General features: G+C 59.2%; 31 protein-coding genes and 2 tRNA genes. 21 read left to right on the top strand and 12 right to left on the bottom strand.

The window, feature by feature from the left end; all coding sequences use genetic code 11:
• The first annotated feature begins 66 nt into the window (after positions 1-66).
• The 3 genes from purM (at position 67) to RI101_00375 (ending at position 2,042) form a co-directional block, all read left to right on the top strand.
• Positions 67-1,104 (top strand): phosphoribosylformylglycinamidine cyclo-ligase, encoded by a 1,038-nt coding sequence (purM, locus tag RI101_00385; GenBank protein MEC4888489.1) that lies wholly within the window; start codon positions 67-69, stop codon positions 1,102-1,104.
• Entirely contained in the window at positions 1,094-1,768 is a 675-nt protein-coding gene (gene purN, locus RI101_00380) for a phosphoribosylglycinamide formyltransferase (protein ID MEC4888488.1), read from the top strand. Before purM ends, purN begins: the two co-directional genes overlap by 11 nt.
• A gap of 198 nt (positions 1,769-1,966) precedes the next feature.
• Positions 1,967-2,042: transfer RNA gene (locus tag RI101_00375), tRNA-Ala, on the top strand.
• Between the two features lie 81 nt (positions 2,043-2,123).
• Here RI101_00375 and RI101_00370 read toward each other — a convergent pair.
• The 5 genes from RI101_00370 to RI101_00350 all read right to left on the bottom strand — a co-directional run bounded on the left by RI101_00370 (position 2,124) and on the right by RI101_00350 (position 6,956).
• Positions 2,124-2,453 carry an Hpt domain-containing protein gene (locus RI101_00370; protein ID MEC4888487.1) on the bottom strand — a complete coding sequence of 110 codons (330 nt, stop codon included), beginning with the start codon at positions 2,451-2,453 and terminating at the stop codon, positions 2,124-2,126.
• Positions 2,450-4,696 carry a response regulator gene (locus RI101_00365; GenBank protein ID MEC4888486.1) on the bottom strand — a complete coding sequence of 749 codons (2,247 nt, stop codon included), beginning with the start codon at positions 4,694-4,696 and terminating at the stop codon, positions 2,450-2,452. The genes RI101_00370 and RI101_00365 overlap by 4 nt, the downstream gene beginning before the upstream one ends.
• 46 nt (positions 4,697-4,742) lie before the next feature.
• On the bottom strand, positions 4,743-5,747 hold the full coding sequence (locus RI101_00360; GenBank protein ID MEC4888485.1) for a diguanylate cyclase: 1,005 nt from the start codon (positions 5,745-5,747) through the stop codon (positions 4,743-4,745).
• Between the two features lie 44 nt (positions 5,748-5,791).
• The gene (locus tag RI101_00355) at positions 5,792-6,430 is read right to left on the bottom strand and encodes a response regulator (protein ID MEC4888484.1); all 639 of its coding nucleotides are present in this window, start codon (positions 6,428-6,430) and stop codon (positions 5,792-5,794) included.
• A gap of 79 nt (positions 6,431-6,509) precedes the next feature.
• Positions 6,510-6,956, bottom strand: a complete 447-nt coding sequence (locus RI101_00350; GenBank protein MEC4888483.1) for a GatB/YqeY domain-containing protein — start codon at positions 6,954-6,956, stop codon at positions 6,510-6,512.
• 174 nt (positions 6,957-7,130) lie between these two features.
• Here RI101_00350 and RI101_00345 point away from each other — a divergent pair, with 174 nt between their 5' ends.
• A complete protein-coding gene (locus RI101_00345) occupies positions 7,131-7,349 on the top strand; it encodes a hypothetical protein (protein ID MEC4888482.1) in 219 nt (72 codons plus the stop codon).
• Here the strand turns inward: RI101_00345 and RI101_00340 are convergent.
• Positions 7,346-8,734, bottom strand: a complete 1,389-nt coding sequence (locus RI101_00340) for an MFS transporter (protein MEC4888481.1) — start codon at positions 8,732-8,734, stop codon at positions 7,346-7,348. The genes RI101_00345 and RI101_00340 overlap by 4 nt on opposite strands.
• A 144-nt stretch (positions 8,735-8,878) precedes the next feature.
• Between RI101_00340 and RI101_00335 the strand changes: the two genes are divergently transcribed.
• Both RI101_00335 and RI101_00330 read left to right on the top strand, forming a co-directional pair.
• On the top strand, positions 8,879-9,511 hold the full coding sequence (locus RI101_00335; protein ID MEC4888480.1) for a hypothetical protein: 633 nt from the start codon (positions 8,879-8,881) through the stop codon (positions 9,509-9,511).
• A 47-nt stretch (positions 9,512-9,558) separates the two neighbouring features.
• A complete protein-coding gene (locus tag RI101_00330) occupies positions 9,559-9,846 on the top strand; it encodes a hypothetical protein (protein MEC4888479.1) in 288 nt (95 codons plus the stop codon).
• Positions 9,847-9,852: 6 nt separating this feature from the next.
• On the opposite strand, the gene RI101_00325 is transcribed toward RI101_00330, so the two are convergent.
• Entirely contained in the window at positions 9,853-10,350 is a 498-nt protein-coding gene (locus RI101_00325) for a glutathione peroxidase (protein ID MEC4888478.1), read from the bottom strand.
• A gap of 113 nt (positions 10,351-10,463) precedes the next feature.
• Complete coding sequence (gene htpX / locus RI101_00320; protein MEC4888477.1) at positions 10,464-11,351, bottom strand: protease HtpX; 888 nt, start codon at positions 11,349-11,351, stop codon at positions 10,464-10,466.
• Between the two features lie 232 nt (positions 11,352-11,583).
• On the opposite strand from htpX, the gene RI101_00315 reads away from it, so the two are divergent.
• The 3 genes from RI101_00315 (at position 11,584) to RI101_00305 (ending at position 14,790) form a co-directional block, all read left to right on the top strand.
• Complete coding sequence (locus RI101_00315) at positions 11,584-12,000, top strand: cupredoxin domain-containing protein (GenBank protein MEC4888476.1); 417 nt, start codon at positions 11,584-11,586, stop codon at positions 11,998-12,000.
• Between the two features lie 16 nt (positions 12,001-12,016).
• Positions 12,017-13,048, top strand: coding sequence for a phytoene/squalene synthase family protein (locus RI101_00310; GenBank protein MEC4888475.1), 1,032 nt, complete (start codon positions 12,017-12,019; stop codon positions 13,046-13,048).
• A gap of 407 nt (positions 13,049-13,455) precedes the next feature.
• Positions 13,456-14,790: a DUF4382 domain-containing protein gene (locus tag RI101_00305; GenBank protein MEC4888474.1), complete on the top strand. Its 1,335-nt coding sequence runs from the start codon at positions 13,456-13,458 to the stop codon at positions 14,788-14,790.
• Positions 14,791-14,838: 48 nt separating this feature from the next.
• Here RI101_00305 and RI101_00300 read toward each other — a convergent pair whose 3' ends face one another.
• The 4 genes from RI101_00300 to RI101_00285 all read right to left on the bottom strand — a co-directional run bounded on the left by RI101_00300 (position 14,839) and on the right by RI101_00285 (position 16,328).
• Positions 14,839-15,066 (bottom strand): hypothetical protein, encoded by a 228-nt coding sequence (locus RI101_00300; protein ID MEC4888473.1) that lies wholly within the window; start codon positions 15,064-15,066, stop codon positions 14,839-14,841.
• A gap of 65 nt (positions 15,067-15,131) precedes the next feature.
• Positions 15,132-15,545, bottom strand: a complete 414-nt coding sequence (locus tag RI101_00295; protein ID MEC4888472.1) for a transcription factor IIS helical bundle-like domain-containing protein — start codon at positions 15,543-15,545, stop codon at positions 15,132-15,134.
• Positions 15,546-15,579: 34 nt separating this feature from the next.
• Entirely contained in the window at positions 15,580-15,930 is a 351-nt protein-coding gene (locus RI101_00290) for a (2Fe-2S) ferredoxin domain-containing protein (GenBank protein ID MEC4888471.1), read from the bottom strand.
• Positions 15,931-15,944: 14 nt separating this feature from the next.
• Positions 15,945-16,328: a hypothetical protein gene (locus RI101_00285; GenBank protein ID MEC4888470.1), complete on the bottom strand. Its 384-nt coding sequence runs from the start codon at positions 16,326-16,328 to the stop codon at positions 15,945-15,947.
• 127 nt (positions 16,329-16,455) lie between these two features.
• Here RI101_00285 and RI101_00280 point away from each other — a divergent pair, with 127 nt between their 5' ends.
• The 12 genes from RI101_00280 to RI101_00225 form a co-directional block, all read left to right on the top strand.
• Complete coding sequence (locus RI101_00280; GenBank protein MEC4888469.1) at positions 16,456-17,352, top strand: S16 family serine protease; 897 nt, start codon at positions 16,456-16,458, stop codon at positions 17,350-17,352.
• A gap of 8 nt (positions 17,353-17,360) precedes the next feature.
• On the top strand, positions 17,361-18,464 hold the full coding sequence (gene ald, locus RI101_00275) for an alanine dehydrogenase (GenBank protein MEC4888468.1): 1,104 nt from the start codon (positions 17,361-17,363) through the stop codon (positions 18,462-18,464).
• 36 nt (positions 18,465-18,500) lie between these two features.
• Positions 18,501-18,577, top strand: a tRNA-Pro gene (locus tag RI101_00270).
• Between the two features lie 349 nt (positions 18,578-18,926).
• Positions 18,927-19,196, top strand: a complete 270-nt coding sequence (locus RI101_00265; protein MEC4888467.1) for an acylphosphatase — start codon at positions 18,927-18,929, stop codon at positions 19,194-19,196.
• 27 nt (positions 19,197-19,223) lie between these two features.
• The gene (locus tag RI101_00260) at positions 19,224-20,177 is read left to right on the top strand and encodes a sigma-70 family RNA polymerase sigma factor (protein ID MEC4888466.1); all 954 of its coding nucleotides are present in this window, start codon (positions 19,224-19,226) and stop codon (positions 20,175-20,177) included.
• A 4-nt stretch (positions 20,178-20,181) separates the two neighbouring features.
• Complete coding sequence (locus tag RI101_00255; GenBank protein MEC4888465.1) at positions 20,182-20,706, top strand: adenine phosphoribosyltransferase; 525 nt, start codon at positions 20,182-20,184, stop codon at positions 20,704-20,706.
• Between the two features lie 105 nt (positions 20,707-20,811).
• Positions 20,812-21,372, top strand: coding sequence for a TraR/DksA family transcriptional regulator (locus RI101_00250; protein MEC4888464.1), 561 nt, complete (start codon positions 20,812-20,814; stop codon positions 21,370-21,372).
• A 110-nt stretch (positions 21,373-21,482) separates the two neighbouring features.
• Positions 21,483-22,199: a 7-cyano-7-deazaguanine synthase QueC gene (gene queC, locus RI101_00245; protein MEC4888463.1), complete on the top strand. Its 717-nt coding sequence runs from the start codon at positions 21,483-21,485 to the stop codon at positions 22,197-22,199.
• A 23-nt stretch (positions 22,200-22,222) separates the two neighbouring features.
• Positions 22,223-22,390, top strand: coding sequence for a hypothetical protein (locus RI101_00240; protein MEC4888462.1), 168 nt, complete (start codon positions 22,223-22,225; stop codon positions 22,388-22,390).
• Positions 22,391-22,397: 7 nt separating this feature from the next.
• Positions 22,398-22,799, top strand: a complete 402-nt coding sequence (locus RI101_00235; protein ID MEC4888461.1) for a cytochrome c — start codon at positions 22,398-22,400, stop codon at positions 22,797-22,799.
• A 353-nt stretch (positions 22,800-23,152) separates the two neighbouring features.
• On the top strand, positions 23,153-23,989 hold the full coding sequence (locus RI101_00230; GenBank protein ID MEC4888460.1) for an SPFH domain-containing protein: 837 nt from the start codon (positions 23,153-23,155) through the stop codon (positions 23,987-23,989).
• 669 nt (positions 23,990-24,658) lie between these two features.
• Positions 24,659-24,983: hypothetical protein (locus tag RI101_00225; protein MEC4888459.1), on the top strand; the 325-nt coding region annotated here is incomplete at its 3' end.

Here is a 24,983-nt window from a genome sequence, read left to right as displayed (position 1 = left end):
CCAGGCATGGAGGCCGTAATTGGTGCGTTGACCCCCAGCGGCGGCTCCGTTAAGATGCGCCCTCCTATGACTACCTATCGCGATGCCGGTGTCGATATCGATGCGGGAGACGAATTCGTCGATCGCATCAAGCCGCTTGTCCGCTCGACGTTTCGCCCGGAAGTCCTCACGGATCTGGGCGGATTTGGCGGACTGTTTCGCCTCCAGGCGAAGAAGTACGAGGATCCGGTGCTGGTCTCCGGGACCGACGGCGTCGGCACCAAGCTCAAAGTGGCCTTCATGCTGGATCGCCACGACACCGTTGGGATCGACCTGGTGGCGATGTGCGTGAACGATATTGCCGTGAGCGGCGCCGAGCCGCTGTTTTTTCTCGATTACTTTGCAACGGGCAAGCTCTCCATTGCGCAGGCGCAGGATGTGGTGAAAGGGATTGCCGAGGGATGCCGTCAGGCGGGTTGTGCGCTCATTGGAGGCGAGACCGCCGAAATGCCCTCCATGTATGCCGCTGGGGAGTACGATCTGGCAGGGTTTGCCGTGGGCGTGGTGGACCGGCCGAAGATCATCGATGGCCGCACGATTGTCCCCGGCGATGTCATTATCGGGCTGGCCTCGTCCGGTTTGCATAGCAACGGCTATTCACTGGCCCGGCGGGTGTTATTCGATCAGGCGAAGCTGACCGGTTCCAGTCGGATGCCGGAATTGACGGGCACCGTCGGCGAGGCGCTGCTGGTGCCGACCAGAATTTATGCCAAGCAGATTCTCACGCTCATTCAGGAGCAGCCCATCAAGGGCATCGCGCATATCACCGGCGGCGGCATTACGGAGAATCTCCCGCGGGTGTTTCCAGCCGGGGTGCGGGCGCGCATTCACCGTGACCGCTGGACCGTCCCGCCGATTTGCTCGCTGATCAGCCGGCTCGGTTCGGTGGACCGTGAGGAAATGTACCGCGTGTTCAACATGGGGATCGGCTTGATCCTCGTGGTGCCTGCTGCATCCGCCGAGGCGGTGATGGCCCGGGCGCAGGCGCTGGGCGATCGTGCCTACCTCATCGGCGAGATGGTGGCGGCCAAGGACAACGACCCGCAGGTGGAGTATGTCGGCTAGCCGAACGGTGCCGCTCAGGGTCGCCGTGCTGGCCTCTGGGCGCGGATCCAATCTCCAAGCCATGATCGACGCAATCGAAGCCCGGCAGGTGCAGGCTACGATCGTGGCCGTGATCAGCAATAAAAAAGACGCCGTGGCGCTGGAACGGGCGCGAACTCATGGCCTGAACGCGATGTTTGTCGATCCCAAGCCGTTTGCGGGCCAGCCGGATAGCCGGGAACAGTACGATCGGGCGCTGTTAGCCCTATTGCAGGAACTCGATGTGGAGCTGGTGCTGCTGGCCGGATATATGAAGATTGTGACGGGCCTGTTGGTCAACGCCTATGCGAATCGGATGATGAATATCCATCCGTCGCTGCTGCCGTCGTTCCCCGGGTTGGATGTCCAAAAGAAAGCCATCGAGTGGGGGTGCAAGCTGGCGGGATGCACGGTGCATTTTGTGACGGAGGGTGTGGACGAAGGGCCGATTATCGTGCAGGCCGCCGTGCCGATTCTGGATCAGGATACGCCGGAGTCCCTGGCGGCGCGGATTCTTGAGCAGGAGCACAAGATCTATCCGCGCGCGGTTCAATTGTTTGCCGAGGGGCGCCTGCGGGTTGAGGGGCGGCGGGTCTTCATCGATCGGGGGAAGCCGGCCGGTGAGGCGGTCATTAGTCCGTCGTAGCGCTCGTCAAGACCGGCGGGAGGCGAGCGGCTTTTTTCACTATCCTGCTAGAGACTCGCGACGCGCTTGTGTATAATACGACCTCTCGGGGCTGCGAGCCTACTTCCTCCCCGTTCTCTTTTCCGCAGTATGCAGTCTGCGTGATCATGCGCAGCGAACCCTGCGGAGTGTCCGGCTCGCAGGTCCCGTTCCCAGGGTGGGGGGCTAGCTCAGTTGGGAGAGCACTACGTTCGCAACGTAGGGGTCGCGGGTTCAACTCCCGTGCCCTCCACCAACCTTCTTTCTTCCTCGAGTCTCCACTAATAAAACAAAATGGTCTGTAAATCGCTGGGGTGCCCGTATCCCGGGTGCGGCGCTACCGGTACACGACGGTGACGCGGGCTAAGAAGTCATTCAGCTGTGCGAGCGAGCGCTCAATAGCCGGCTGGTCCCGCCGGCCGGCGGCCATTTCCATGGCGCCGCCAATTTCGCTGATGGCGCTAAACCCGTATCCGCCGCCGTCTCCCTTCATGCGATGGCCGAGGATGCCGATGACTTCGAAGTCTTTTTCAGCGATGGCGGTGCGGATCGTGTGCAGGTCTTTCCGGCGATTGGCGAGAAACGTAGGCACGATATCTTCGAGGTCGGGATCGATATGGACCGTGATGGGTTCATGCGATGCCGGGTCTGGGTTCGGGTGTGTCATGTTCGCTGCCCCTTGCATGCGTGGAGGACCTCGATGAGGGTCTGTTTCTTGACCGGTTTGGTAATGTGCGTATTGCATCCGGCCTCGAAGATCTTCGCGGCTTCTTCTTTCAGCGCCAGGGCGGTCAGCGCGATGATGGGGGTCTTGGGGAGGTCCTGCTCGCGCTCCCATCGGCGAATGGCTTTGGTCGCGGTCAGGCCGTCCATGACCGGCATCTGCATGTCCATGAGGAGGATGTCGTAGTGGCCCTGCTTGAATTTATCGACGCCGATGGCTCCGTTATCGGCGATCTCCAGCCGATGGGAGGTCTGTTTGAGATAGGAACGAATCAGCAATTGATTGTCGGGTGAGTCTTCCACGAGCAGGATGCGGAGCGAACCAGTGGAGGTCGTTGGCGGTGTGTCGCTGCTCTCGGCGGGGGCCTGAACGGTGCCTTTCGTGCGCCCCAGTGCGATGCCGATGGTTTGAAAGAGATCCGAACGCCGGAGCGGCTTGACCAAATAGCCCCCCAGCCCCAGCTCGTAGGTGCGCGCAATATCGTCCGCCCAATGGTCCGATGTCAGCATGATGACTGTGAGCCCTGTTCGCATGGGGGAATTGTTCACGGCTTCGGCGACGGCGAATCCATTCATGCCGGGCATCCGGCAATCCAGCAACAGTAGCTCGTAGGGTGCGCCGGCTTCGGTGGCGCGGCGCAGTTCCGCCAGGCCAGTGGGACCATCCGCTGCTTCGGCGACGTGTGCGCCCCAGGCTGCGAGGGTTTCGCGAAGGATCAAGCGGTTGGTGGGGTGGTCATCCACCACCAGCGTGCGCACGCCGGACAGGTTGATGGTGGGCGCGGGGGGATCGGTCGAGGGGTGCGACTGTATCTGGAATGCCAGGGTGCAGTAAAACGTGCTGCCGACGCCTACGGTGCTTTCTCCCCAGATGCGGCCCTTCATCCGTTCAGCCAGATGCCGGGAGATGGCCAGGCCCAGGCCGGTGCCGCCATAGTGCCTGGCGGTCGAGCTGTGGGCTTGCGTGAAACTGTCAAAAATTGCGGTCAATTTGTCGGCGGGGATTCCGATGCCGGTGTCTCGGACGGCAAACTGGAGGGTGCCGGGCACCGAGGATTCCGGAGCGTTGATGATGCTGACGGTGACCGAGCCTGTGTCGGTAAATTTCAAGGCGTTCCCGATCAGGTTGATCAGAATCTGCGTCAACCGGTGGGGGTCGCCGATGAGCGCGCAGGGGACGTCCGGCGCGAGATGGCACGCGAGTTCCACGCCCTTTTCACTTGCGCGCATGGCGAGGATTTCGATGGCCCGATCGAGTACTTCGTTGAGATCGAAGTCGATGGATTCCAGTTCCAAATGGCCGGATTCGACTTTCGACAGATCCAGAATATCGTTGATCAGATTCAGGAGGTTGCCGCCGGCCCGGCGGAAAATGCGTAGATATTTACGCTGCTCCGGCGTCAGCTGGGTTTCCCAGAGCAGATCGGCCATGCCGATGATCGCGTTCATCGGGGTGCGGATTTCGTGGCTCATGCTCGCCAGGAATTCACTTTTGGCTTGATTGGCCACCTCGGCGGCGTTTTTGGCGATGCGGAGGGCCTGCTCGACTGTGCGGCGTTCCGCGGTTTCCAGCGCCAGTGTGGTCATCGTGGCCATGGAGCTGACGAGATGTTCTTCGTACAGCGTCCACCGACGGGGACCGCCCACATGTTCGGCGCACAAAATGCCCACGACCTGTCCTTTTTGCCTGATGGGGGCATCGAGCATCGCGCCGATGTTGAGCGGAGCCAGGTAGCCTTCTGAAAACTCTCTGGTTCGCGGGTCTTGTCTGGCATCGCAGGCGGCAATGGCTCGTTTTTCCGTGGTCAAGGCTTGGAAGTAGGCCGGATAGTGGCGGGCGGTCAGGGCCATATTCGCGCGATGGCTGCGCGCGGCGGCGTCATAGAGATCCACCAGTGTGATTGACTGGCGGTCGTGCTCGAAGAGCCAGATGCTGGTCCGTTCGACGTTGAGCAGAGTGCCGCAGGATTCGGTAATGGCCCGGCAGGCGAGGGGAAAATCTCCGCTGGTGAGGGCGTCGCTTTGAGCCAGTCCTTGCAGCGCGTCCTGATATTGATCGAGCAGTGTCCAGGGATTTCCAAGAAGGTCTGGGGGGTACTCCGCAGGGCGTGAGCCGCCGGGTTCCGCTGTTGGAGCGGCGAGCTTTCTGGAGGGCGCTGGCCGTGTGAGGCGGTGAGGGCGTGGCATGTCGATTTGTACGGCTCCACTCCGGAATGAGTCTGGCGCGTTTCCCCTACTGGTCGTGCGTCTCTTGCGCGAGGGACAGCAGGCCGCCTGGTTTGGCCCGGTTGCGTCCCTCTTGCTTGGCTTGATAGAGCGCCTGATCGGCCGCTTTAATCAAATCCGTCGGTGAGGCGTGCCGGGTCGGGATCATGGTGGCATAGCCGACACTGATGGTCACCCGTGTGCCGTCGGCATGGGTGATTTCCAGCGATTCGACCCGGTGGCGAAGGCTTTCGGCGACTTGCGCGGCACCCTCAAGGCCGGTCCCCGGCAGGACAATGACAAATTCGTCACCGCCGTAGCGTGCGACCAGATCGCCCGGACGATTGACGGCGCCGGAGATGGCGGTGGCGACGTGCTTGAGGCATTCGTCCCCGGCGGTATGGCCTTTGGCGTCGTTATAGGTTTTAAACCGGTCGATGTCGAATATGATAAGCGAAACCGGGGTCGAGTCACGCGCCGCCCGCCGCCATTCTTGGTCGAGAAAGTCGTCGAACTGGCGGCGGTTGGTGATGCCGGTGAGTCCGTCGAGGCAGGAGAGCCGCAACAGCATTTGATTGGCTTCCTGCAACTGGCGCATGACCTCCAGCAGTTCCTGTTCCCGCGCGCGCCGGCGGTCGATCTCGTGGACAAGCCGGAGGACGGACCGGACCCGGGTGAGCAATTCGATCTTGTTGATGGGCTTGGCGACATAGTCCATGGCTCCGGCGGCAAAAGCCAGCTGGAGTTCGACGGGGTCGGTCTTGCCCGTGACCATAATGATGGGGGTATCGCGGAACCGGTCGCTGGCTTTGATGTGGCGGCAGGCTTCGATGCCGGTCATGTCCGGCATCGAAATATCCATCAGAATCAGATCCACGCGCGTGGCGGTCTGGGTGGCGTCGTTGAGGCCGATCAACTTGAAGGCGTGGGCCGCAGAGTCAGCCACAAAGATCTGCTCGTATCCTGCCGTGGAGAGGATCGATTGGAGCAGCGTTCGTTCGTCTGCTGAGTCGTCGACAATCAGAATGCCCATGAAGGGGAGATACTCTGGGTGAATAGCTGGAGAAATCGTACCAGCTAGTCTGGGTAAACACCAGGATAAAGCTTCTTGATGCAGGGCTGGCAGAGGCCGTGGCTGAATTCGGCCTCGGAATGATCGCTCAAATATTCTTCAAGCTGCTGCCAAAAGCCGCCGTCGTTGCGGATTTTCTTGCACGAGGCGCAGATCGGGATCAGCCCGCGAAGGACCTTCACTTCTTTCAGCGCGCGCTGGAGCTCGTCGTTGCTGCGGCGGAGTTCGCGCTCCCGTTCTTTGCGGCAATCCATTTCCTGTTTGAGCGCCAGTGCGGAGGAAACCCGAGCGAGCAGTTCCACGCTTTTCACGGGTTTATTGATGTAATCCATCGCGCCGGCGGCGAACGCCTCTTTGAGATTCCCGAGATCGTTATTGGCCGTGACCATGATGATGGGGATGTCGCGCAGGTGTTCGGCCTGCTTCACTTGCCGGCAGGCCGACACGCCGTCGAGATCCGGCATCAAGAGATCCATGAGGATGAGGTCGATATGCCGGGGCGGTTCCGATCCCGTCAGGTTGAGCTGGTTGAAGGCGGCCTGAGCGGAGTCGGCGGCCAGCACGTCGGTGTAGCCGGCTTTGGCCAGCAGCGACCGAAGCAGGAGGTGTTGGTCTGGGGAGTCGTCGACGATCAGGATGGCCATATCACACTCTTAACGGCTGCTCCCGTGAAAACTGAAGCCGCGGCGCAACTCCCTGCCTGTGCGGTGCCCGTATCGCGCCCTATTGCAGCTTGGCGCGCACGAGATCGCTGATCTGTTTTCCGTCGGCGGGTTGTCCTGCCAGGCGGGCCATGACCGCTTTCATCACGGCGCCCATCTCTTTCAACGAGCGGGCGCCCGATTCAGCGATGACACTCTCGACGATGCCGGCCAGTTGTTGGGGCGAGAGGGCTTGAGGCAGATAGGCTTCGATGATGGTAATTTCCTGGCGCTCCTTGGCGGCCAGCTCCGCGCGCTGGGCCTTCTCAAACTGTTCGACGGATTCCCGGCGTTGTTTGATGAGCGTCGTCATGATCTTGCTCATGTCCGCATCGTCCAGATCCTTCTTCAGTTCGACTTCTTTATTCAGGATGGCCGCCTTGATCATGCGGATCACGTCCATCCGCAGTTGATCTCTGGCCTTCATGGCCACCTTCAGATCTTCAGTCAGTCGGTCGCGTAAGGACATGGTCACCTCAATGGAAGAGCCTCGGCACGTGAGAGGAGAATACCCCGCTCTCAGGGTTGAGTCAATGAAATGGCGGCATGGTATTCATCGATCTTGGGGCGTATCATGTGGCCGAGGAATCGGCGTTCCAGAACGGCGGGGGCGGGTAGCCGTGTTGTATGAAGAGGGGTGGACATGAGGCGTCGAATTCAGGATGTGGCAGGGAGATTATCGGTTGTCGTGATGAGTGGGGCGGCGTTGTTCGCGGCGGGGATGAGCGGCTGTGCTAGTGAGCCGTCCAAGCCTGCGGTCACGGTCACGCCCGAGCAGGTGCGCGGGCATGCCGATACCACGTTCGAAAAGCTGAAACAGGAGGAGCAAGGGCGGTCCTCCGGTTCGACTATGCCCCGCTAGCGGCTGGATCCATGTGGCCGTTGGAGCGCCCAACGACGGACGGAGTTGAGCAGCGGGAGCTCCCAGAAGAGCCGCGAGGGTGATTGGTGTTCGACTTGGCGGGGTTCCCGGAAGGTGCGAAGAAGTGCGCTTGAGATCAAGAGCCGAAGCACGCCGGATATAAAAAAGATAAAGGGGAGATTGGAGGCAGGGTGCAGGCCCAGTGCTCCGAATTCAATGCTGCCCGGGACGGTGCTGATCAACCAGCTGCCGGTCAGTGTTCCGATGGCCCATCCGATCGCATTGACCGTACTGGAAACCGCGACGCCTTTGGCCCGATCCTCGGGACGCACGGCGTCGAAGACATAGTTGCTCAAACCGAGCGACAGCCCTGCCCACACGACCCCTCCGAAAAAGTTCAACGTCACGAGAAACAGCCAGGTTGAACTGACGAGGTAGAGCATCGGGAGAAAGGACACGAGGAATCCTGTGAACGTGAGCAGCGCTTTGTTGCCGAACCGGTCGCTGAACCGGCCCCAGCCCGGGAGCGTGATGAATTGTCCGACGATCGCCGCGGCCAGCCAGGTGCCATATTCCCAATAGGGGAGGTGCAAGTCCTGGAGCAGGTACATCACAAAGAACGGGCCGGATATCAGCACGGCAACGTGCATGAGTCCGGAATAAATGAGGAAGTGCCGGAAGTCTGACGAGGTGCCGTGCCGGAGAAAGATCATAAAGTGCCGATCAGCGGGTTCGTCCGGCTGGATTGGCAAATCTGTGACGGTGGTGAGTGCGTGGGCGGAGAGACTGCGAACGCCTCCGGCGATCAGGAAGAGCACGGCAAATCCGATCCAGTGCTGGTGGCGTTGGGCAAAGAGGCTCAGGAGCACTCCGCCGAGGCAGAGCGCGGCGAAGCCGGCAACGGCCATGAGTTGTGACCGTCGCGCGAAATAGGCACCGCGCTCGTTGGCCTGCAGGAGATTCGTGATGAGGCCGGTCCATGCGGGGGTGGTGAAGTGGGCGCAGCCAAAATAAAGCGCGGCACCGGCCACCAGGAGCTCAGGCCCCCATTGTGGGAACAGGAGAGGGAGACCCAGAATGGGCATCCACGCCAGCGACTGGCCAAGAATGCCCCAGAGGACCTGCGACTTTCTGGAGGGAAACCAGTGAGACACCTTCACGGAGATGAATTGCGCCCAGGTGCCGAGGAGTTGCGGGAGCGCGGACAGCAGGCCGAGGTGAACGGGGGTGGCGTGAAGCAAGAGTGCGAAGGCCGAGAGGTATTGCTCCCCCGCGCCTTGCGTGGTCGCCTGAAAGAGTCCGTCGCGCAGCCCAAACCGTCTCCCAGAGTCGTGAGCAAGAGGGGCGTCTGTGGGGTGTGAGCGGCCAGCGTTCGGCGAAGTCATGGTGTGTAATCGTTCTGAAAATCGCTAGGGGCACTCTATCATAGGTTCTCCGGTGCGCAACCGTTCATCGACCGAATGGACAGACGGTTGACCCTCCACGATGCACTCGATACCATAGCCAGTATGAGAACGAGGATGGCAGGGATGAGCCGAGAGGAAAAGAGATGGTTTCGGTGGGGGCTCTTGTGGCCGATCGGCGGTCTGTTCGTGGGGATGCTCGTTGCGGCAGGGGCCGGCGCGAAGGATTTGATGCCGCAGAAGGAGCAGGAAACGACGGAGATCGGTTCGACCCAGAGCCCCTCATTCGACGATCAGAAAAAAGGCATTCCCCAGTCCCTGTTCACCTGGATCAAGATGGCCAAGGGGTATGAGGTTGAGTGGGATACCTTCGGGCGAAAGGGATGGTATACGCAGGATCCCCGCTTGAAGCCCGTCGATCCGGCCTCCGAGTTTCCGCCGGAGACCCCGGCGATCTACATCGTGTTTGAATCGGCTCCGCTCGAAGATCCCACGCAATTCAGCGCCCAATGGTTTCTTGAAGGAGAGGGCGGGGCGCTGCCGTCGAAGCCCTTCGGCAAGGACATTCTGGAGTTGCCGGGCTATGAACGGTATGGGTTTCTTGAGCTGAAGCGGCCAGGCGAGCAGTGGCCGCTGGGCACCTACCTGGTAAAGCTCTTCATTGCCCCGCTGGGGCAACAGTCGTTTCATGCCGTCAATCAAGTGGGTACGCTGCGCTTTACCATCACCGACCGGCCTGCTGTAGCGCCTCGGCCATAATTTCCATACAGCCAGACTAGGACGATCAAGAAGGAGCAGGCACGACTATGGGCGATCGTATCAAGATTACCGATCCGGAAAAGTTGACCTTGCTGTTTGAACGATTCCGGGACGTGTGTCTCGTGGAGAAAGAGGTGTGGAAAGAGATCTTCATGCCGCGGGATATCACGCAGGGGGGGCCGGTACGGACCAATATTCAGGATCGCTATGAGGTAGAAATCGACGATCCGGCCATCGAGGAGACGCTTGACGTCAACATTCCTCGTGGGGGAGCCGCATTAGGAGCGGCGATTCAGGAATACCGCCAACACATAGCGTTTTACCGCAAAGCCTGACGCGGTCTATTGGGCGGCCAAGGCCCGTTCCACCTCTTTGGTAATCTCGGGCGACGAAGGTTTCATCCGGTGGGGGAAGCGGGCCACGACGTGGCCTGATCGGTCAACAAGATATTTCTGGAAGTTCCACTCCACCTCGCCGGGGAAGGGGCTGTGCTCGGTCAGGTAGCGGTAGAGCGGGTGCTTGTCGTCGCCTTTCACGCTGATTTTGCTGAAGAGGGGGAAGCTCACGCTGTACTTGGTGAGGCAAAAGCCCTTGATCTCCTCGTTCGTGCCAGGTTCCTGCTGGCCGAAGTTGTTCGCGGGGAAGGCCAGTACTTCAAACCCTTTGTCGCGGTAGTGCTCGTAGAGGGACTCCAGATCCGTATATTGCGGCGTGTTACCGCAGAAGCTGGCCGTGTTCACGACGAGCAGCACCTTGCCTTTGTACTGTCCGAGATTCACCGGTTTGCCGTCGATATCGTTCAGCGTGAAGTCATAGACGCCCGCCGTTTTCGCTGCCATCAGTGGTCCTTTCTGTTCGGCCTGCGCGTCAGGGACGGCCATCATGAGACCGCTCGTGAGCGCTACGATTGATGTCGCGGTGAGCAGCGTCTTCATGATGGGCCTCATCCCGGTTACAGCCGTTCGAGGGCGGCGATCCGTTCTTCAATCGGCGGATGCGTAGCGAAGAGATGCATGAATCCCGATGACTTGCCGGAGATCTTCATCGTCGCCAGGGCATCCTGCGTCGAGTATTCGACCTGTGCGCGTGACACCCATCGATCGATCGCGCGCAGGGCGGAGATCATCGAGTCTTTGCCGTAGACCTTGGCGGAAAAGGCATCGGCGCCATATTCACGATGGCGCGAGAACCAGCTGATCACGACGGAAGCCAGGACGCTGACGACGATCTGCAGCACGATGGACAACCCAAAACCCAGCGCGGCTTGATCCCGCTCGGCAAAGAACCGGCGCACCCACATGGAGATGTAATAGACAAACGTGTTCATCAACCCGGCCAACACGGTCGTGGCAAACATGTCTCCGTTGTACACATGGCCCATTTCATGAGCCAGGACTGCCTTGACCTCATCTTCCTTCAAATTCTGGAGCAGCCCCGTTGAAACGGCCACCATCGAATTGTTTTTGCTGGGGCCGGTGGCAAAGGCGTTGGGATCCGGAGAATCGTAGATCCACACTTCCGGCATGGTAATGCCCAGCCGTTGGGCAATCTCCTGAACCGAGCCGTAGATCACGTGTTCAGCTTGGGAGCGCGGTTGCGTAATCTGCTGGCAGTCGAGCATGGCACGGGCCATTTGTTTGGAGAAGGCCAGACTGATGAAGGCGCCGCCGAACCCGAGAATGAGCGCCCAGACCAGCGAGCTGAGATCGACCGATCCTCGCACGTCGATTCCGAACAGCGGGAGCACGAAATTTATGACGAGCGGCACGGTGAGCGAGAGCGTCACCATGATCAGAATATTGGCCGCAAACAGCAGGAACATACCCTTCATCCACTTCATCGAGATCCTCCTTGGAGACAAACACTCGCCTTGTATCGGCGGCGAGTGACTGAGTTCCTATGATTATACACAAACCGCTCGCCTGAAATGCATCGCATCGATTCGCTCGGGACGTGGTGAAAGAATAAGACCGTTCCGGATAAGGTCAAGATGGCAGAAGTCTTTGAAACTGTGAGGCAAAGTTGACCCCTTCTCGATCTTCCTGTTAGAAGGGTCTCATCGAGGAGGCGGCATGAAGTGTTTTCGTCGCATGGGGCTTGTCGGATTGCTGCTGGCGATGCCCGTGTCGAGCGGGCAGGCTACGGATGTTCCTCAATTCGGTCCTCCGTTTGTTGTTCCTATGGAGGCTGACGGAGTGCAGCGCGCCACAGTGACCCTTGATAGCTATGCCTATTCGCCGAATCATGTGGTAGTCCAATCCGGGAAGCCGGTGGAACTTACGCTGGTCAGTGTGACGAGCATCACGCCGCACAATTTTGTGATCAAAGAATTGGCGATTGAACAGGATGTGGGCGCCGGGAAAACGGTGATCATCCGGTTTACGCCGAGTCAGCCCGGAGTCTTTCCCATCTACTGCGATAAACGTCTTTGGCCTCTGCCCAGCCATCGGGACAAGGGGATGGAAGGCAAGCTGGAAGTGAAACCATAAGTCGGTCGGACGCGCGATGGCTGCTAAACGAGAACTTCTGGGCGAGCTTCTGAAGAGTGTGTCCCGTCTGTTTTACACGACGTTGGCTGTGGTGCCTGCCAATGTGCGGGATCAGCTCGGGCTGGCGTATCTGTTTGCTAGAGCCGCCGATACGATTGCGGATACCGAGTTGGTCGAACGATCCCGGCGGATGGAGTTTCTCAGCCAGTTCCGGGGGCAGTTTGCCGGCGATCGCATTGCCTGGGCGCAGGTGCAGAACATTCAGCGCGCGGTCGGGCCGCTCCAGCAGGACTCATCTGAGCGGGTGTTGCTCGAACGGCTGGAAGACTGCTTCCATGTCTTCGAATCATTTTCCCAGGATGACCGCGATCGAGTGCAGCGGCTCATGCGGACGTTGACGCAGGGGATGGAGATGGACCTCAGGGTCTTTCCCGGAACATCCGCCGATGAGCTGGTGGCCCTCAAGACGGTGGACGACCTGGATCGCTACACGTACTACGTCGCCGGGTGTGTCGGCGAGTTCTGGACCGATCTCATGTGCGCCCATCGCCCGGCGCTGGCATCATGGAACGTGCGGCACATGTCCGAGGTCGGCGTGCGATTCGGCAAGGGGTTGCAGCTCACCAATATTGTCAAAGACATCGCGCACGATCTGCAGAAGGGGCGCTGCTATATTCCGGAGACCATGCTCGCCGAGGCAGGACTTCAGCCTCGTGATTTGTTGGCGCAACAGAATCTGTCTCGTTTCAGGCCTGTCTTAAGCCAGCTTGTGCGCATGGCTACGGAGCATCTCGATCAGGGCTGGCTCTATACGATGTCGATCCCGCGCCACGAAATGCGATTGCGGCTGTCTTGCATGTGGCCGATTCTCTCCGGGGGCGAATCCCTCAAGCTGGTGCTGCATTCGCCGGATCTGCTGAATCCCGCGGTCAAAGTAAAAATTCCGCGCAGCACAGTCTACCAAATCATGGCCCTCACGACCTTCACCGGCGCCTGCGGGTATGTCGGTACGGCCTACTGGGGACGGTTACGGAAACAAATCAGTTAGCATGCCCTGTATCGCGGCATCCTGAAAATTAAGAGCGATCGAGATCTGGCGAGGGGATTTCTACGCTCGCGCACCGCTATGTCTTGTTCGCGGATCTCCTGCCTACCCTTCGATAAATCTGTTGCCGAATCCATTCATGTCCCCATTGTAGACTGTAGGGAAATCCAGTCAGCGCATGTGAGGGCCAGAAGATTCAAGTTGTGTCTTCACTCTCAGAGTTCCGGCGTTTTGGAATTCGTAACAGGTTGAATCAATTGGAATAATTCCGTTGTTAGCGCCTGCTCCCCTACAAGGAGGGTAGTGGTTGTCATTCGGCGCAATCGTGAAATAGCATGGTCCTTGCGAACCTTGATCAGGTGAAGTGGGCCGAATGAGATCGTCAATCCTATAGCCATAGGCGGTGCAACATGAATGTATGGACGGGCAAATACAAAGGGTTGGTAGGGGCAATGGGCTTCATGCTCACGGCGCTCGCGGTTGGATGCAGTGGCGGGGGAGACGGGGGACCCGCAGCCACTGCGCAACCCGGCACATTAAGTGTGTCGCTCACGGACGCGCCAGCCTGCGGCTACGACCAGGTGAATGTCACGGTCAGCAAGGTGCGGGTCCATCAGAGTAGTTCAGCTGACGAAAACAGCGCCGGATGGACCGACATCGTGCTTCCCTCACCGAGGCCAATCAATCTGCTGAGTCTCAATGATCCGACGCAGCCTAATGGTGCACTAGAGAGTCTTGGCCAGACGTCATTGGCGGCGGGACGCTATACGCAAGTGCGGCTAGTCTTGGAGAGAAATAATAATTGGATTATCCTTGAGGGCCAAGATCCTAATGATCCTAGCAATAGAATTCCGCTCGACACACCCAGCGCGGTTCAGTCTGGGATTAAGCTGATAAACGAGTTCGACGTGCCTTCCGGACAGCGAGTTGATCTGTTGCTGGACTTCGATGCCTGCCAATCCATTGTAAAGACGGGAAATGGCGGATACAAACTGAAACCCGTGATCAAGGCTATCCCATACGTGCTGAACGGGATCAAAGGTTTTGTCGCCACGAATCTGCTTACCTACAACGTCGTGGTGTCGGCTCAGAGGAATGGTGAAATTGTTCGTGCGACGGTGCCGAATCCCCAAACCGGGGAATTCTTTCTTCCCCGGTTGCCTGGCTATCCGTTACCTGGTGACTACCCGGCAAACTACGATGTGGTGATCACGGCGCGAAACAGCCCGACAAATACCTGCTGTGCGACAGCCGTTATAACTGGAGTGCCGGTCTCAAGCAGCGCAAGCATCACTCCAATCAGCACTCAGGCGCAGCCGTTTTCGTTGCCGCCCTCCGCATTTCACACAATCGGCGACACGGTGACGTTGATCAACCCGCCGCCTCCACCCGCGGTTGATGATCGCGATGATGCGACGGTTGTTGTTGCCGCGAAGCAGGCACTTACTGGTGGGCCGACTGTAACGGTGAGATCGCAGGTCGCTACGGTCAATGACGGCGCAGTACCAGTGGGCGATTATGGGTATGGATTAGTTCTACCCATCGTAGCCCCTTCGCTTGCCACGTACGGTCCCTTGCCGATTGTACCGAGTGCAACATCTCAGGGGGCAGTAGCTGGGTGGTATACCGTTCAAGGTTCCGCGCAGACGCCCACCACGGCGTACGCGACCCAGAACCCGACGCCGTTATCCGTGAATATTTCTGCGGGTGATAATCTGAACCAGGACTTTACTCTGGCCCCATAGTCAACGGCTGCAGGCAGCAGGCGATTGCCTGCTGCCTGCGCGTCTCGCTTACTTCTTTTGCGGCTCCAGCAGTTTCTCGCCCTTTTTGAATACCCCGAAGATCGCTTGCGAGGGGCAGGCATCCAGGCAGAGGCGGCAGCTTTCCAGGCAGCGGGAGGGGTCGAATTTGTACGGCGGTGTCGAAAGCCAGGCGCTGGTCGGGCAAATGGGGATGCAGATCCCGTTGTGCATGCAGCGGTCGGGATGGCGGACGAGGTGATCGCGAATGACCATCATAGGCTTGACTCCTTCGAAGAGACCTTGCGAGAAGATCTCGAACATGTTTTTGTTGGGGAGACTGCTCACTTCCACTCCTTCACGAGTTCTTTCAACCGATCTTTGAGTTCGGGAATCTGCTCCAGATTATTCTGAATCGCGCCCATGATCTTTTCCACTCGGGCTGATTTCAACGCCTCCCGATCTTTTTTGACCAGGCGATCATACTCCACATAGGCCTCGGGATGTTTCGGTTCAAGCTGAGTCCGAGCATCGACGAGCGCCTGGCCCAGCTCCCAGGGTTCCGGCGTAAGCGGTGGAACGACGGTAAATGATCCGTCGGTAAATACGACCACGGCGGCACCCTGTTTCCCGGTTAAGGGAACCACGGCTTGGATGGTTTTGCCCTGGCAGGTGTGCCAGTCCAACGTCAGGCCAGGAAACTGTTTGGTGAAGGCCACTTTTTCCTGGTTGGCTTTCCATTTTTCTTCAACTGCCATGGACCCTCATTGCCGGATGCTGGAATTGGCCGCCTTAGGATTTGAGCGGAGGGAGTGTCGCCGGAGCGGGATGATCGGGCATGACCAGCCTGGTCACCACCTCACCCTGCACCACGTGGCGTTCCATGATTTCTTTTACATCGGCCTCGGTCTTCACCGAGTACCAGACGCCTTCGGGATAAATAACGACGCTGGGCCCTTCGGCACAGCGGTCGAGGCAGCCGGCTTTGTTGGCGCGGACGGTCCCTTTTAAATTCAGCCGCTTCGTTTCTTGCTTGAAGACCTCATGCAAGGCCTGTGAGCCGAGCTTGGAGCAGCTACCGCGGGGATCATCCGCTGAGCGTTGGTTGGTACAGACGAAAATATGTCGTGCGAAGCCAGGCATGGGTGTGTTCCAGGTTAGGCCGGCATGGTGGCGGTGTTGAGCCGCTCCATGAGGAGCAGCACGTCAGGGCTTGAAAGAAACGGAGACCGGCCTGGTTGCGCGTCCAGGATTGTCAGGATTTCCCGGAGGCGAAGGAAGGCCCGGCGAAACTCTTCTCCTTTGGAGAGTTCAGAGCTCTGGGCCGCAGTCAGTTTGTCGTATTCGGTACGGATATCGCGGAAGTCTCGCTGCAAGGTTTTGTGCATGGAGCAGGTCTCGCAATACCACTTCGGACTTTGGTCCGCAGAGGGAGAGAGCCGGTCATAGGGACGGCCGAAAAAGTCCTTTCCCAATGAGTACTTAATGACGGGGCCTGCCGATTCCTGACAGGCATGACACGATCCAGCTGCGAGGTCCATGCGTGCCTCCTTCATTGAGAGGGAAACGTTCAGTGGGCGGGCGCATCTTACACCAGGGGTTTTTCGGCTGTCCAGCCGCGCGGATTGCTCTGCTATATTTAGATGAGGAATCAGGAGGAATTCGGTCATGAGGAGCCATGCGTTGGGCCTGACGATGGGGATGCTCTCAGTATGTGTGGGGATTCCTGGAGACGGGTACGCCGATTTATGGAAATGCAAACAGGCTGACGGAAACGTGCTCTTTAGTGACAGGGGAGGGGCCGGGTGCCGGGAGGTTGGCCCTCTGCCCGAACTGCAATCGGCGCCAACCTCGGCGGCGCGGGGTTCCATTGAGTCTGTGCAGAAACAGGCGGGCGCCATTCCGGTCCCAATTCAACGAGTCGCGCCGCAATTATCGTCGCGGCCGTTTGAACCATCCTCCCGGACGGTCCCTAACCTCTATGTCACACGGATCTCGTCCTCTCTTGCCGCAAAAGGCTGGAGCCAGCCCAATCAAGGCGATATCGCGCTGGTTCAGGTGGACTTGGCCCATTGGGCGGCGGGAAACGGGCCTTACCTGGGAACCGACCACCATTTTCAAAATGTGCCGAGGCAGACGTTTGCGGTGGCGGTGCTCGCCGCGGCTAAGGCGGTCAACTATGATCCGCGATTCGTGCAGGCACAGTTGACGATGCCGGTGGGGTCGATTCTGCACATGGGTGAGCAAATAGATGGCCCCAGCGCCGGTGCCGCGTGGGCGGTCGCGGTCGCTGCCGCATTACTCGGCGATCCCGTGCGAACGGATGTCTGTATTTCTGGCACCATCGATATGAATTTGGTTGTGGGGCCGGTGGGCGGGTTAGAGCATAAAATCGACGGGTGTCACATGATGCGGAATATCCATGAGATGGTGCTCCCCGCCGGACAAAACACATTTGCTATTACCGATAAAGGAATGGCACGATCGATCAAAATCACAGAAGTCGGGACGCTGGCAGAGGCCTATGAAATCATGACCGGTCGTCCATTGCGTCCAGCGCTATAGGATTCACGATGATCATCGGCGTTCCCAAGGAAATCAAAGACCACGAATATCGCGTGAGTCTGACCCCTGACGGCGCGGCGGCGCTCCGCAAGGCCGGACATACGGTGTGGGTGGAGCCTTCCGCCGGGCTCGGAAGCGGATTTCACGATGACGAATACCGGCGGGCGGGCGCATCGCTGGCCTCGTCGAAGGAAGAGGTCTTTCAAAAGGCGGAGCTGATCGTCAAAGTGAAAGAGCCTCTCTTGTCCGAATGCGCGCTCTTTCGTCCTGGCCAGGTGCTCTTCACCTATCTGCATCTTGCGTCGCTTCCGGAACTGACCAGGGTGTTATTGGACGCGAAGATCACGGCGATTGCCTACGAAACAACGGTGGCGAAAGACGGCAGCCTGCCCATGCTCAAGCCCATGAGTGAAATTGCCGGACGGATGTCGGTCCAGGTGGGCGCGCATTATCTTGAAAAGCTTCAGGGGGGGCGCGGAGTCTTGCTGGCCGGAGTGCCGGGGGTTGAGCCGGGCAAGGTGGTAGTGTTGGGCGCCGGTATTGTGGGCGCTGCCGCCACGCGGATTGCCGTCGGATTGGGCGCGCAGGTGACGGTGATCAATTTGGATGTCGAGCGGCTGCGCTATCTCGACGATCTCTATCAGGGGCGGGTCGTGACGCGCGCGGTCAGCGACGCGGCGATTGAACAGGCCGTGTGCGAGGCGGATCTGGTCATCGGCGCGGTGCTGGTGCCGGGCGCCAAGGCGCCGAGGCTGGTCTCGCGCGCACTGCTGTCCCGCATGAAGCCGGGGGCGGTGGTGGTGGATGTGTCCGTCGATCAGGGCGGCTGTTTCGAGACGACCAGGGCGACCACGCATTCCGATCCGGTGTATGTCGTCGAGGGCGTGCTGCATTATTGTGTCGCGAACATGCCGGGCATCGTGCCGCGGACCTCGACCTTCGCCTTGACGAACGCGACGCTTCCATACCTCATGCGGCTGGCCTCGGACGGCGTCGATCGGGCGGTCCAATCCGATCCAGGTTTCGCGCGCGGTGTCAACCTGAAAAATGGGCTGGTGACGTGTCAGGGAGTGGCCGACGCACACGACTTGCGTTTTACCCCCATCTTGTAAGACAATCCGGTTCCCGTTTTGATTCTCACGCCATGTCGGGGCGTAGCGCAGCCCGGTAGCGCACTGCGTTCGGGACGCAGGGGTCGGAGGTTCAAATCCTCTCGCCCCGACCAAACCGCACCTCGTGCGAACCGGCGCTTCTGTATCGCTGTAGCGAATTGAGGCGCCGGAGAAACACCTTACAGTAGGTCTTCCCCTTCTCCTGCTCCACTCGCAGCCTATTCTTTCACCGAGGCGACGGGACAGATCCCTCCGCGACGTTTCTCTCCTCTGCTTTCCCTGTTCACGTTTCTGGTGTCACCATCATGGAATGGCAACTCCTTTTCAATGCAGCCTTTTCTCGTGTGCGCCTCCGCGCAGATTTGTAAAACGCGTGACGGGTTCAGGGAGGTGTGAGAGGATGCCCTCGTGCGGTGAGCCGATTGTAAGAAGAGCATGACGGATTGCAGGGCGGCATCTCATGTGCGAGCGCACATCCTGGTGAGCGGGCGAGTACAGGGTGTGGGATACCGGGCGTTTGCCGCCCGGGTGGCAGCGCAACGGAAACTCGTCGGCGGGGTGCGCAACCTCGACGATGGGCGGGTTGAGTTGGACGTCGAGGGCTCGAAGGATCTCATTGAGGGGGTGGTGGCCGAGTTGCACACGGGGCCGCCTGCGGCACGCGTGACGGCGGTGATGGTGGTGTGGCATCCTCCCTCTGAGCGGTTCACGGATTTTCAAATCTGGTACTAGCGGAATCCGTCAAGGACGACACGGGATATGAGCCGAGAGGAAGACGAGCTGCAGGATCTGAGTGAAGCGCGCCGGCATGAGGCTGACGAGGGCGATCTGTCGGATGCCGGCAGCGGACCTGAGCCGGAAGAGAAGTCTTCGAATCGATCCGAAGGGCTCGATACGCTCAAGAGCTATCTCCGCGAGGTGCGGCGCTCGACATTGCTGTCGTTTAAGCAGGAACAGGAACTGGGGAAGCGGGTGCTTGCCGGCGATGAGCAGGCACGGCAGCAGATGATCGAGTCGAATTTGCGGCTGGTGATCAGCATCGGGAAACGCTACATCAACCGGGGATTTCCATTTTCCGATATCGTGGAAGAGGGCAATCTCGGGTTGATCAAGGCGGTTGAGAAATTCAATTACAAGCGCGGGTTCCGGTTCAGCACCTACGCCTCCTGGTGGATTCGCCAGTACATCGAGCGCGCGATCATCAATCAAGGGCGGCTGGTGCGGTTGCCGGTGCATGTGGTGGAGCGGCTGAACCGGTATTTGGGGCGAGTGGAGCAGTTGGTCCAGGAACTTGGCCGCGAGCCGTCCTCGCAGGAAGTGGCGCGGAAGATGAAGACCAGCGAAGCCGAAGTGATCGATCTGAAGCAGCTGGTTCGCACGACCTGTTCGCTGGACAGCCCAATCAATGATGGCACCGATATGTTTTTGCGCGATGTGATCGAGGACCCGCTCTGCCAGTCTCCCGACGAGACGGCGGACGGGGTTCGGCGCCGGGCCGAGCTCATGAGCTGGGTTACGGAGTTGCCTGAGAAAGAGCAAACTGTTATTGTGTCGCGGTTCGGGCTCGATGGCGATGAAGCCAAGACCCTGGAAGAAATCGGCCGGGAGATGGGGCTGACCCGTGAGCGGGTTCGCCAAATCGAAACCACGGCGCTGGTTCGGCTTCGTGGGACCATTGCGCGGAAGACCATGACACAAGCAGATTTGCTCTAACCCCGTGACGGCGATCAATTACAAAGCCCTCATCCGTGAAGTGCCGGATTTCCCGAAACCCGGCATCCTTTTCTACGACATCACGACGCTTCTGAAACATCCGGAGGCCTTCCGAAGCCTGACGGAGGAGCTGGTGGCCCGCTATCAAGGCCGTGGCATTGCCAAGGTGGTCGGGATCGAATCGCGCGGATTTATTTTTGGCGGGGTGCTTGCCGGCCGGCTTGGGGCTGGATTTGTTCCCGTGCGAAAGCCGGGGAAGCTGCCGGCTGATCGGTTTGAGGTCAAGTACAGCCTGGAGTATGGATCGAACTCACTGGCGATTCACCGCGACGCCATTGCGATCGGCGAACGAGTTTTGATCGTCGATGACTTGCTGGCCACGGGGGGCACCGCCGAAGCCACCGTGAGTCTTGTCCGTCAGTTGGGCGGCGAGATCGTCGGGCTCGACTTTCTGGTTGAACTCAAAGATCTCAAGGGACGGGAGAAGTTAGCTGGGTACGACGTCCATTCGACCATCCTCTATCCATAGGGCCATCAGGGTTTCTCCCCACAAGCCCTTGTCAAACCCCCCATGCCATGATATAGATGCCGGACTTTTTTGGCTGCCCAGACTCATCCGAAGGAGTACAACGATATGGCAACCAAAGCCTCCGCGAAGAAGAAACCGACTCCCAAAGCAAAAACAGGATCATCAAGCACGACTATGAAGAAAACGAGCACCCCCGCCGCACGGGTTGAAAAGCCGGCCGCGGTTCACATTGAAGTGGAGCCGGTTCGGCCTAAAGAGACGGCCAAGGAGCGTGAAGAGCGGGAGCGCCGGCGGGATGCGCTGTACCAGATGTTGATGACCAAGCGGCAAGAGATCATCAAGGAAATCGAGGGGAATCTTGGCCAATCCTTGACGGAAGACCAGCAGCGCCGGCTGGAATCCGCACGCGATGTTGGGGATCAAGCCCTCATGGATTTGGATCGCGAACTCGGCATCTCGCTCATGGAGATGCGCAATCGCCGGCGCCAAGCGATCGACGAAGCGCTCAATCGGTTGCGCGATGGCTCCTATGGCGTCTGTGCGGAATGTGGCGTCGAGATCAGTGAAAAACGGTTGCAGGCCGTGCTCTTTGCCAAGCTTTGCGTCGAGTGCCAGTCGAAGGCCGAGCTCTTGGAAAAGATCGAGAAGGAAGAAGACCGCGACTAACGCCTGTGCCGGGTCTTCCGCTGCAAGCCGTCCTGTCCGTGTTCCCGCGCTCACTCCACTATCCATCGTGATCATGCCGTGCGTCCTGTGCCGACGGCGGCGGGAGCGTTGTGCCTGTGAACGAAGAGACGCCGTCACCCACCCGTCCACGCGCCGTGGTCCTTGCCAGTGGCGGATTGGATTCCACCGTGACCGCGGCGATGGCCCGGCAGGACGGGTTCGAGCTGTACCTGCTCACCATCGCCTACCGGCAGCGGCATGCGGTAGAGATCGAGCGGGCCAAGCAAGTCGCGGCGGCGTTGGGCGCGCAGAGTCATCTGGTTATTGAGGTCGATCTCCGGGCGTTGGGCGGATCGGCCTTAACCGACGACCTGGCCGTGCCCAAGAATCGCCCTGACGAGGCACGCGCAGCCGGCATTCCCATCACCTATGTGCCGGGGCGTAATCTCATTTTCTTATCCCTTGCCGCCGCGCATGCGGAGGTGGTGGGGGCGAGGGTGATCTATTTTGGCGCCAACGTGCTCGACTATTCCGGCTATCCGGACTGCCGTCCGGAGTTCATTCGCGCATTCGAACAGGTGGTGGCGCTGGGGACCAAGGCCGGGGTAGAGGGGCAGCGCATTGAAGTGCGGGCGCCGCTGCTCATGCGGTCGAAGGCGGAGATTATTCGAGCCGGGATGCAGCTGCAGGTGCCCTTTGCGCTCACGCATAGCTGTTACGATCCGATCGGAACCGTCGCCTGCGGGCGCTGTGATAGCTGCGTCATTCGCAAGCAGGGATTTGCACAAGCGGGAGTTGAGGACCCCATCGCATATGCGGTAGGGTAAGCCTTGGCAGAAACGGAGTGGGCATGTCTCCTGAAGAATTTTTCATGTATCTGACCATCGGATTGATCGTGCTGGTGCCGGTCGGCGCGCGGCTCTATCGGCGCGTGACCTTGGCAAAGACGCAGGCCATGCTTAAAGAGCAGTTCGGCCAGCCGGCGGCCTCGCCGGATCAGTCCTCGCATAAAGGGTAGACCGCAGATGAAGATCGCGCAATTCGTTGGCCTGGGGTTCTTGGTGCTCTCCGTCGGAGTCGCGCCGGCCTGCAGTCAGGGCGAGCCGCCGGCAAAGCCGGCGAGCAGCCAATCGAGCGCCGCCGTGCCGGCCGAACTCCAGCCGGGAGAGGCCAAGTTCACCGCCAACTGTTCAGCCTGCCATGGAGCGGGCGGAGTGGGAACCCAGCAGGGGCCTCCGCTGGTGCATAAGATCTATGAGCCGAATCATCATGGCGACGCCGCCTTTCAACGGGCCGCGGCCAATGGGGTGAAGGCGCATCATTGGGAATTCGGCAACATGCCCAAAATCGAGGCCGTGACCCCCGAAGATGTCGATCAAATCATCAAGTATGTGCGGTGGCTCCAGCATCAAGCCGGAGTGTTTTAACAGGATGTTGAAAATGTCCGCCAGCGGCGTTCTCGCATCGCTCAGAGGCTCAACGTACGGCGCTGAGTACGCCTCGCTCTTCCCTCGCTGCGGCCTTGCTGGACGGCCATTTTGAACATCCTGTAACGTTGTTCGATTTCGGGTAGCGTCAAGGCCACTTTTCGTGCCGCAGGGCTTCCTACAGATTCTATCTTCTTGCTCCCCGAGTGCGGCATCACACAGAGCGACCGTCTGGTTTGACAGCGAACCGGCCTGCTTCGTAAGGTATCTCATCGAAACCGTCCTGTGCGATGGGGTAGCCCATTCACCCAGGCTGTGACATGTGAAAGTGTGGCAATCCAAAGGAGGGTGGTATGAAGAGTCTCATGCGTGGAATGCTGGGGATGCTTCTCGCCGTCGGGGTTGTGGGCGCGGGGACCGGCTGTGTGGCGATTGAAGCCGGGCATGAAGGGGTCCTGGTCGAGCAGCCGGCGTTCTTCGGGCATGGCGGCGTTGATCCGGTGCCAACGAAGACGGGCCGCCTGTGGGTCGCGCCGACGACCAAGGTGGTCGATGTCGATATCCGGCCCATTCAGTACGCGGAACATTTCGATATCATTTCGGCGGAGAATGCGCCCGTCTCCTTTGATGCGTTCCTGATCGCCAACGTCATCGAAGGCCGCTCGCCGGAATTGATCAGCAAGTATGGGCCGAACTGGTATGCCAATAATGCCAAAGAGGCGTTCCGCACGTTTGTGCGGGAAGAAGTGCAAAAGTATCCGCTCTTCCAGTTGACGACCGATCCCACCACCAGACAGAAGCTGCAGGATGCCATTGCCAAAGAAGTGCAAACCAAATTGATCGAGAAACAGGGCATTCCGGTGCGGCTGAACCGTGTCGTTGTCGGCAGCATTCTCCCGCCCAAGGGCGTGGTCGAGCAGACCACTCAGACCATCATTCAAGAACAGCGCAAGATCACCATGGTGGAGTTTCAGAAAGCGGAAGAGTCGCGTGAAAAGGCCGAACGGCAGCGCGGCATTGCGGACCGCGCCTATCGGGAATCCCTCGGCCTGACCGCGCCCGAGTTCGTGGATTTGCGCCGCATCGAAGTGCAAAAGGACATCGTGCAGCACGCGCCGTCCTCCCTGACCGTGATCATGGGGCTCGAACGCGTCGGCATCAATATGCCGCCCATTTCGGCAGAGAAGTAAGCCCTCCCCAATTGGCCAGCGCTCATGCGGGAAGAGTCTGTTCATGGCTCTTCTCGCCTTGGTCGCTTCTCCCTATTTCCTGTAAGCCAATCCTTCAGCCGCTAGGCTGCGGCCTCTGCCCTGATCTGATCTGTGCGCATGAAGCGGGTTCCGTACGGCTGCATGTATTACAGGTATTAATGTGCCAGTCGATGCCGACGTTTTGCGAGAAAGATCTAGAAAATCTTCGCCGTCTGTGAAAGAATGCTTTCCTAATAGTAGTAAATGGTAAGTATATGAGTATTATCCTTGCCGTGAGGAGAAGTGCATGGCGGAGTGGGAGAGGAAGGTGGATATCTCATCGGTTCTGCTCCATGCCGGAGGGAGGGGCGTGATTTCGCGGGTGGGCTGTTCTAGCCAAGTAGGAAGTGCCCGTAATATTGCTTGCCTCAATTTCGGATCTGTTGCCGCTGCAAGTAGTGCCCTCACAGCACAAGTCCAGGGTTGGGAGGGAGGCGCCTTCCGCCTGTTTATAGGAGATATCGCTGCCGGAATTGTCTTGGATGTGCAAGAGCGTTAGTTGTTGTCGTTCCAATGTGTTCGGTTTCTGATGACCGTGAAATCTTCGCAGAAACAAGCGAGAAGCTTCAATCCAACCTGACCATCGGTTAACCGAAGGAAGGATCTATCATGGCTGATATCTACGGGACTCCAGGTGACGACAATCTCAACGGGACTTCGGGAAGCGATTATCTCTATGGATTTGACGGGAATGATGTCCTGATTGGAGGGGGCGGCAGCGATTATTTGTCGGGCGACATGGGCAATGACTGGTATGTCGGGGGCACCGGCGCTGACATCATGTACGATTGGGGTGGCAGTGACACCTACGTGTTTGGTCTGGGGAGTGGGCAGGATACAGTGCAGGACTGGGGCTGGGATCTCAGCGAGGTGGACACCGTCCAGGTGACGAGCGGGATCACGCCCACGATGCTTCTCATTACGCAAGACTGGG

The sequence above is a fragment of the Nitrospira sp. genome, from assembly GCA_035968315.1.
GTDB lineage: Bacteria > Nitrospirota > Nitrospiria > Nitrospirales > Nitrospiraceae > Nitrospira_D.
Note: the sequence above shows the minus strand (reverse complement) of the source record. Positions and strands in the feature narration are given on the sequence as shown.

What these genes read in the sequence shown, in the direction of transcription:
- purM (MEC4888489.1), top strand. Translation starts at nt 67, where the DNA reads ATGACTACCTATCGCGATGCCGGTGTCGATATCGATGCGGGAGACGAA.
- purN (MEC4888488.1), top strand. Translation starts at nt 1,094, where the DNA reads ATGTCGGCTAGCCGAACGGTGCCGCTCAGGGTCGCCGTGCTGGCCTCT.
- RI101_00370 (MEC4888487.1), bottom strand. Translation starts at nt 2,453, where the DNA reads ATGACACACCCGAACCCAGACCCGGCATCGCATGAACCCATCACGGTC.
- RI101_00365 (MEC4888486.1), bottom strand. Translation starts at nt 4,696, where the DNA reads ATGCCACGCCCTCACCGCCTCACACGGCCAGCGCCCTCCAGAAAGCTC.
- RI101_00360 (MEC4888485.1), bottom strand. Translation starts at nt 5,747, where the DNA reads ATGGGCATTCTGATTGTCGACGACTCAGCAGACGAACGAACGCTGCTC.
- RI101_00355 (MEC4888484.1), bottom strand. Translation starts at nt 6,430, where the DNA reads ATGGCCATCCTGATCGTCGACGACTCCCCAGACCAACACCTCCTGCTT.
- RI101_00350 (MEC4888483.1), bottom strand. Translation starts at nt 6,956, where the DNA reads ATGTCCTTACGCGACCGACTGACTGAAGATCTGAAGGTGGCCATGAAG.
- RI101_00345 (MEC4888482.1), top strand. Translation starts at nt 7,131, where the DNA reads ATGAGGCGTCGAATTCAGGATGTGGCAGGGAGATTATCGGTTGTCGTG.
- RI101_00340 (MEC4888481.1), bottom strand. Translation starts at nt 8,734, where the DNA reads ATGACTTCGCCGAACGCTGGCCGCTCACACCCCACAGACGCCCCTCTT.
- RI101_00335 (MEC4888480.1), top strand. Translation starts at nt 8,879, where the DNA reads ATGAGCCGAGAGGAAAAGAGATGGTTTCGGTGGGGGCTCTTGTGGCCG.
- RI101_00330 (MEC4888479.1), top strand. Translation starts at nt 9,559, where the DNA reads ATGGGCGATCGTATCAAGATTACCGATCCGGAAAAGTTGACCTTGCTG.
- RI101_00325 (MEC4888478.1), bottom strand. Translation starts at nt 10,350, where the DNA reads ATGGCAGCGAAAACGGCGGGCGTCTATGACTTCACGCTGAACGATATC.
- htpX (MEC4888477.1), bottom strand. Translation starts at nt 11,351, where the DNA reads ATGAAGTGGATGAAGGGTATGTTCCTGCTGTTTGCGGCCAATATTCTG.
- RI101_00315 (MEC4888476.1), top strand. Translation starts at nt 11,584, where the DNA reads ATGAAGTGTTTTCGTCGCATGGGGCTTGTCGGATTGCTGCTGGCGATG.
- RI101_00310 (MEC4888475.1), top strand. Translation starts at nt 12,017, where the DNA reads ATGGCTGCTAAACGAGAACTTCTGGGCGAGCTTCTGAAGAGTGTGTCC.
- RI101_00305 (MEC4888474.1), top strand. Translation starts at nt 13,456, where the DNA reads ATGAATGTATGGACGGGCAAATACAAAGGGTTGGTAGGGGCAATGGGC.
- RI101_00300 (MEC4888473.1), bottom strand. Translation starts at nt 15,066, where the DNA reads ATGATGGTCATTCGCGATCACCTCGTCCGCCATCCCGACCGCTGCATG.
- RI101_00295 (MEC4888472.1), bottom strand. Translation starts at nt 15,545, where the DNA reads ATGGCAGTTGAAGAAAAATGGAAAGCCAACCAGGAAAAAGTGGCCTTC.
- RI101_00290 (MEC4888471.1), bottom strand. Translation starts at nt 15,930, where the DNA reads ATGCCTGGCTTCGCACGACATATTTTCGTCTGTACCAACCAACGCTCA.
- RI101_00285 (MEC4888470.1), bottom strand. Translation starts at nt 16,328, where the DNA reads ATGGACCTCGCAGCTGGATCGTGTCATGCCTGTCAGGAATCGGCAGGC.
- RI101_00280 (MEC4888469.1), top strand. Translation starts at nt 16,456, where the DNA reads ATGAGGAGCCATGCGTTGGGCCTGACGATGGGGATGCTCTCAGTATGT.
- ald (MEC4888468.1), top strand. Translation starts at nt 17,361, where the DNA reads ATGATCATCGGCGTTCCCAAGGAAATCAAAGACCACGAATATCGCGTG.
- RI101_00260 (MEC4888466.1), top strand. Translation starts at nt 19,224, where the DNA reads ATGAGCCGAGAGGAAGACGAGCTGCAGGATCTGAGTGAAGCGCGCCGG.
- RI101_00250 (MEC4888464.1), top strand. Translation starts at nt 20,812, where the DNA reads ATGGCAACCAAAGCCTCCGCGAAGAAGAAACCGACTCCCAAAGCAAAA.
- RI101_00240 (MEC4888462.1), top strand. Translation starts at nt 22,223, where the DNA reads ATGTCTCCTGAAGAATTTTTCATGTATCTGACCATCGGATTGATCGTG.
- RI101_00235 (MEC4888461.1), top strand. Translation starts at nt 22,398, where the DNA reads ATGAAGATCGCGCAATTCGTTGGCCTGGGGTTCTTGGTGCTCTCCGTC.
- RI101_00230 (MEC4888460.1), top strand. Translation starts at nt 23,153, where the DNA reads ATGAAGAGTCTCATGCGTGGAATGCTGGGGATGCTTCTCGCCGTCGGG.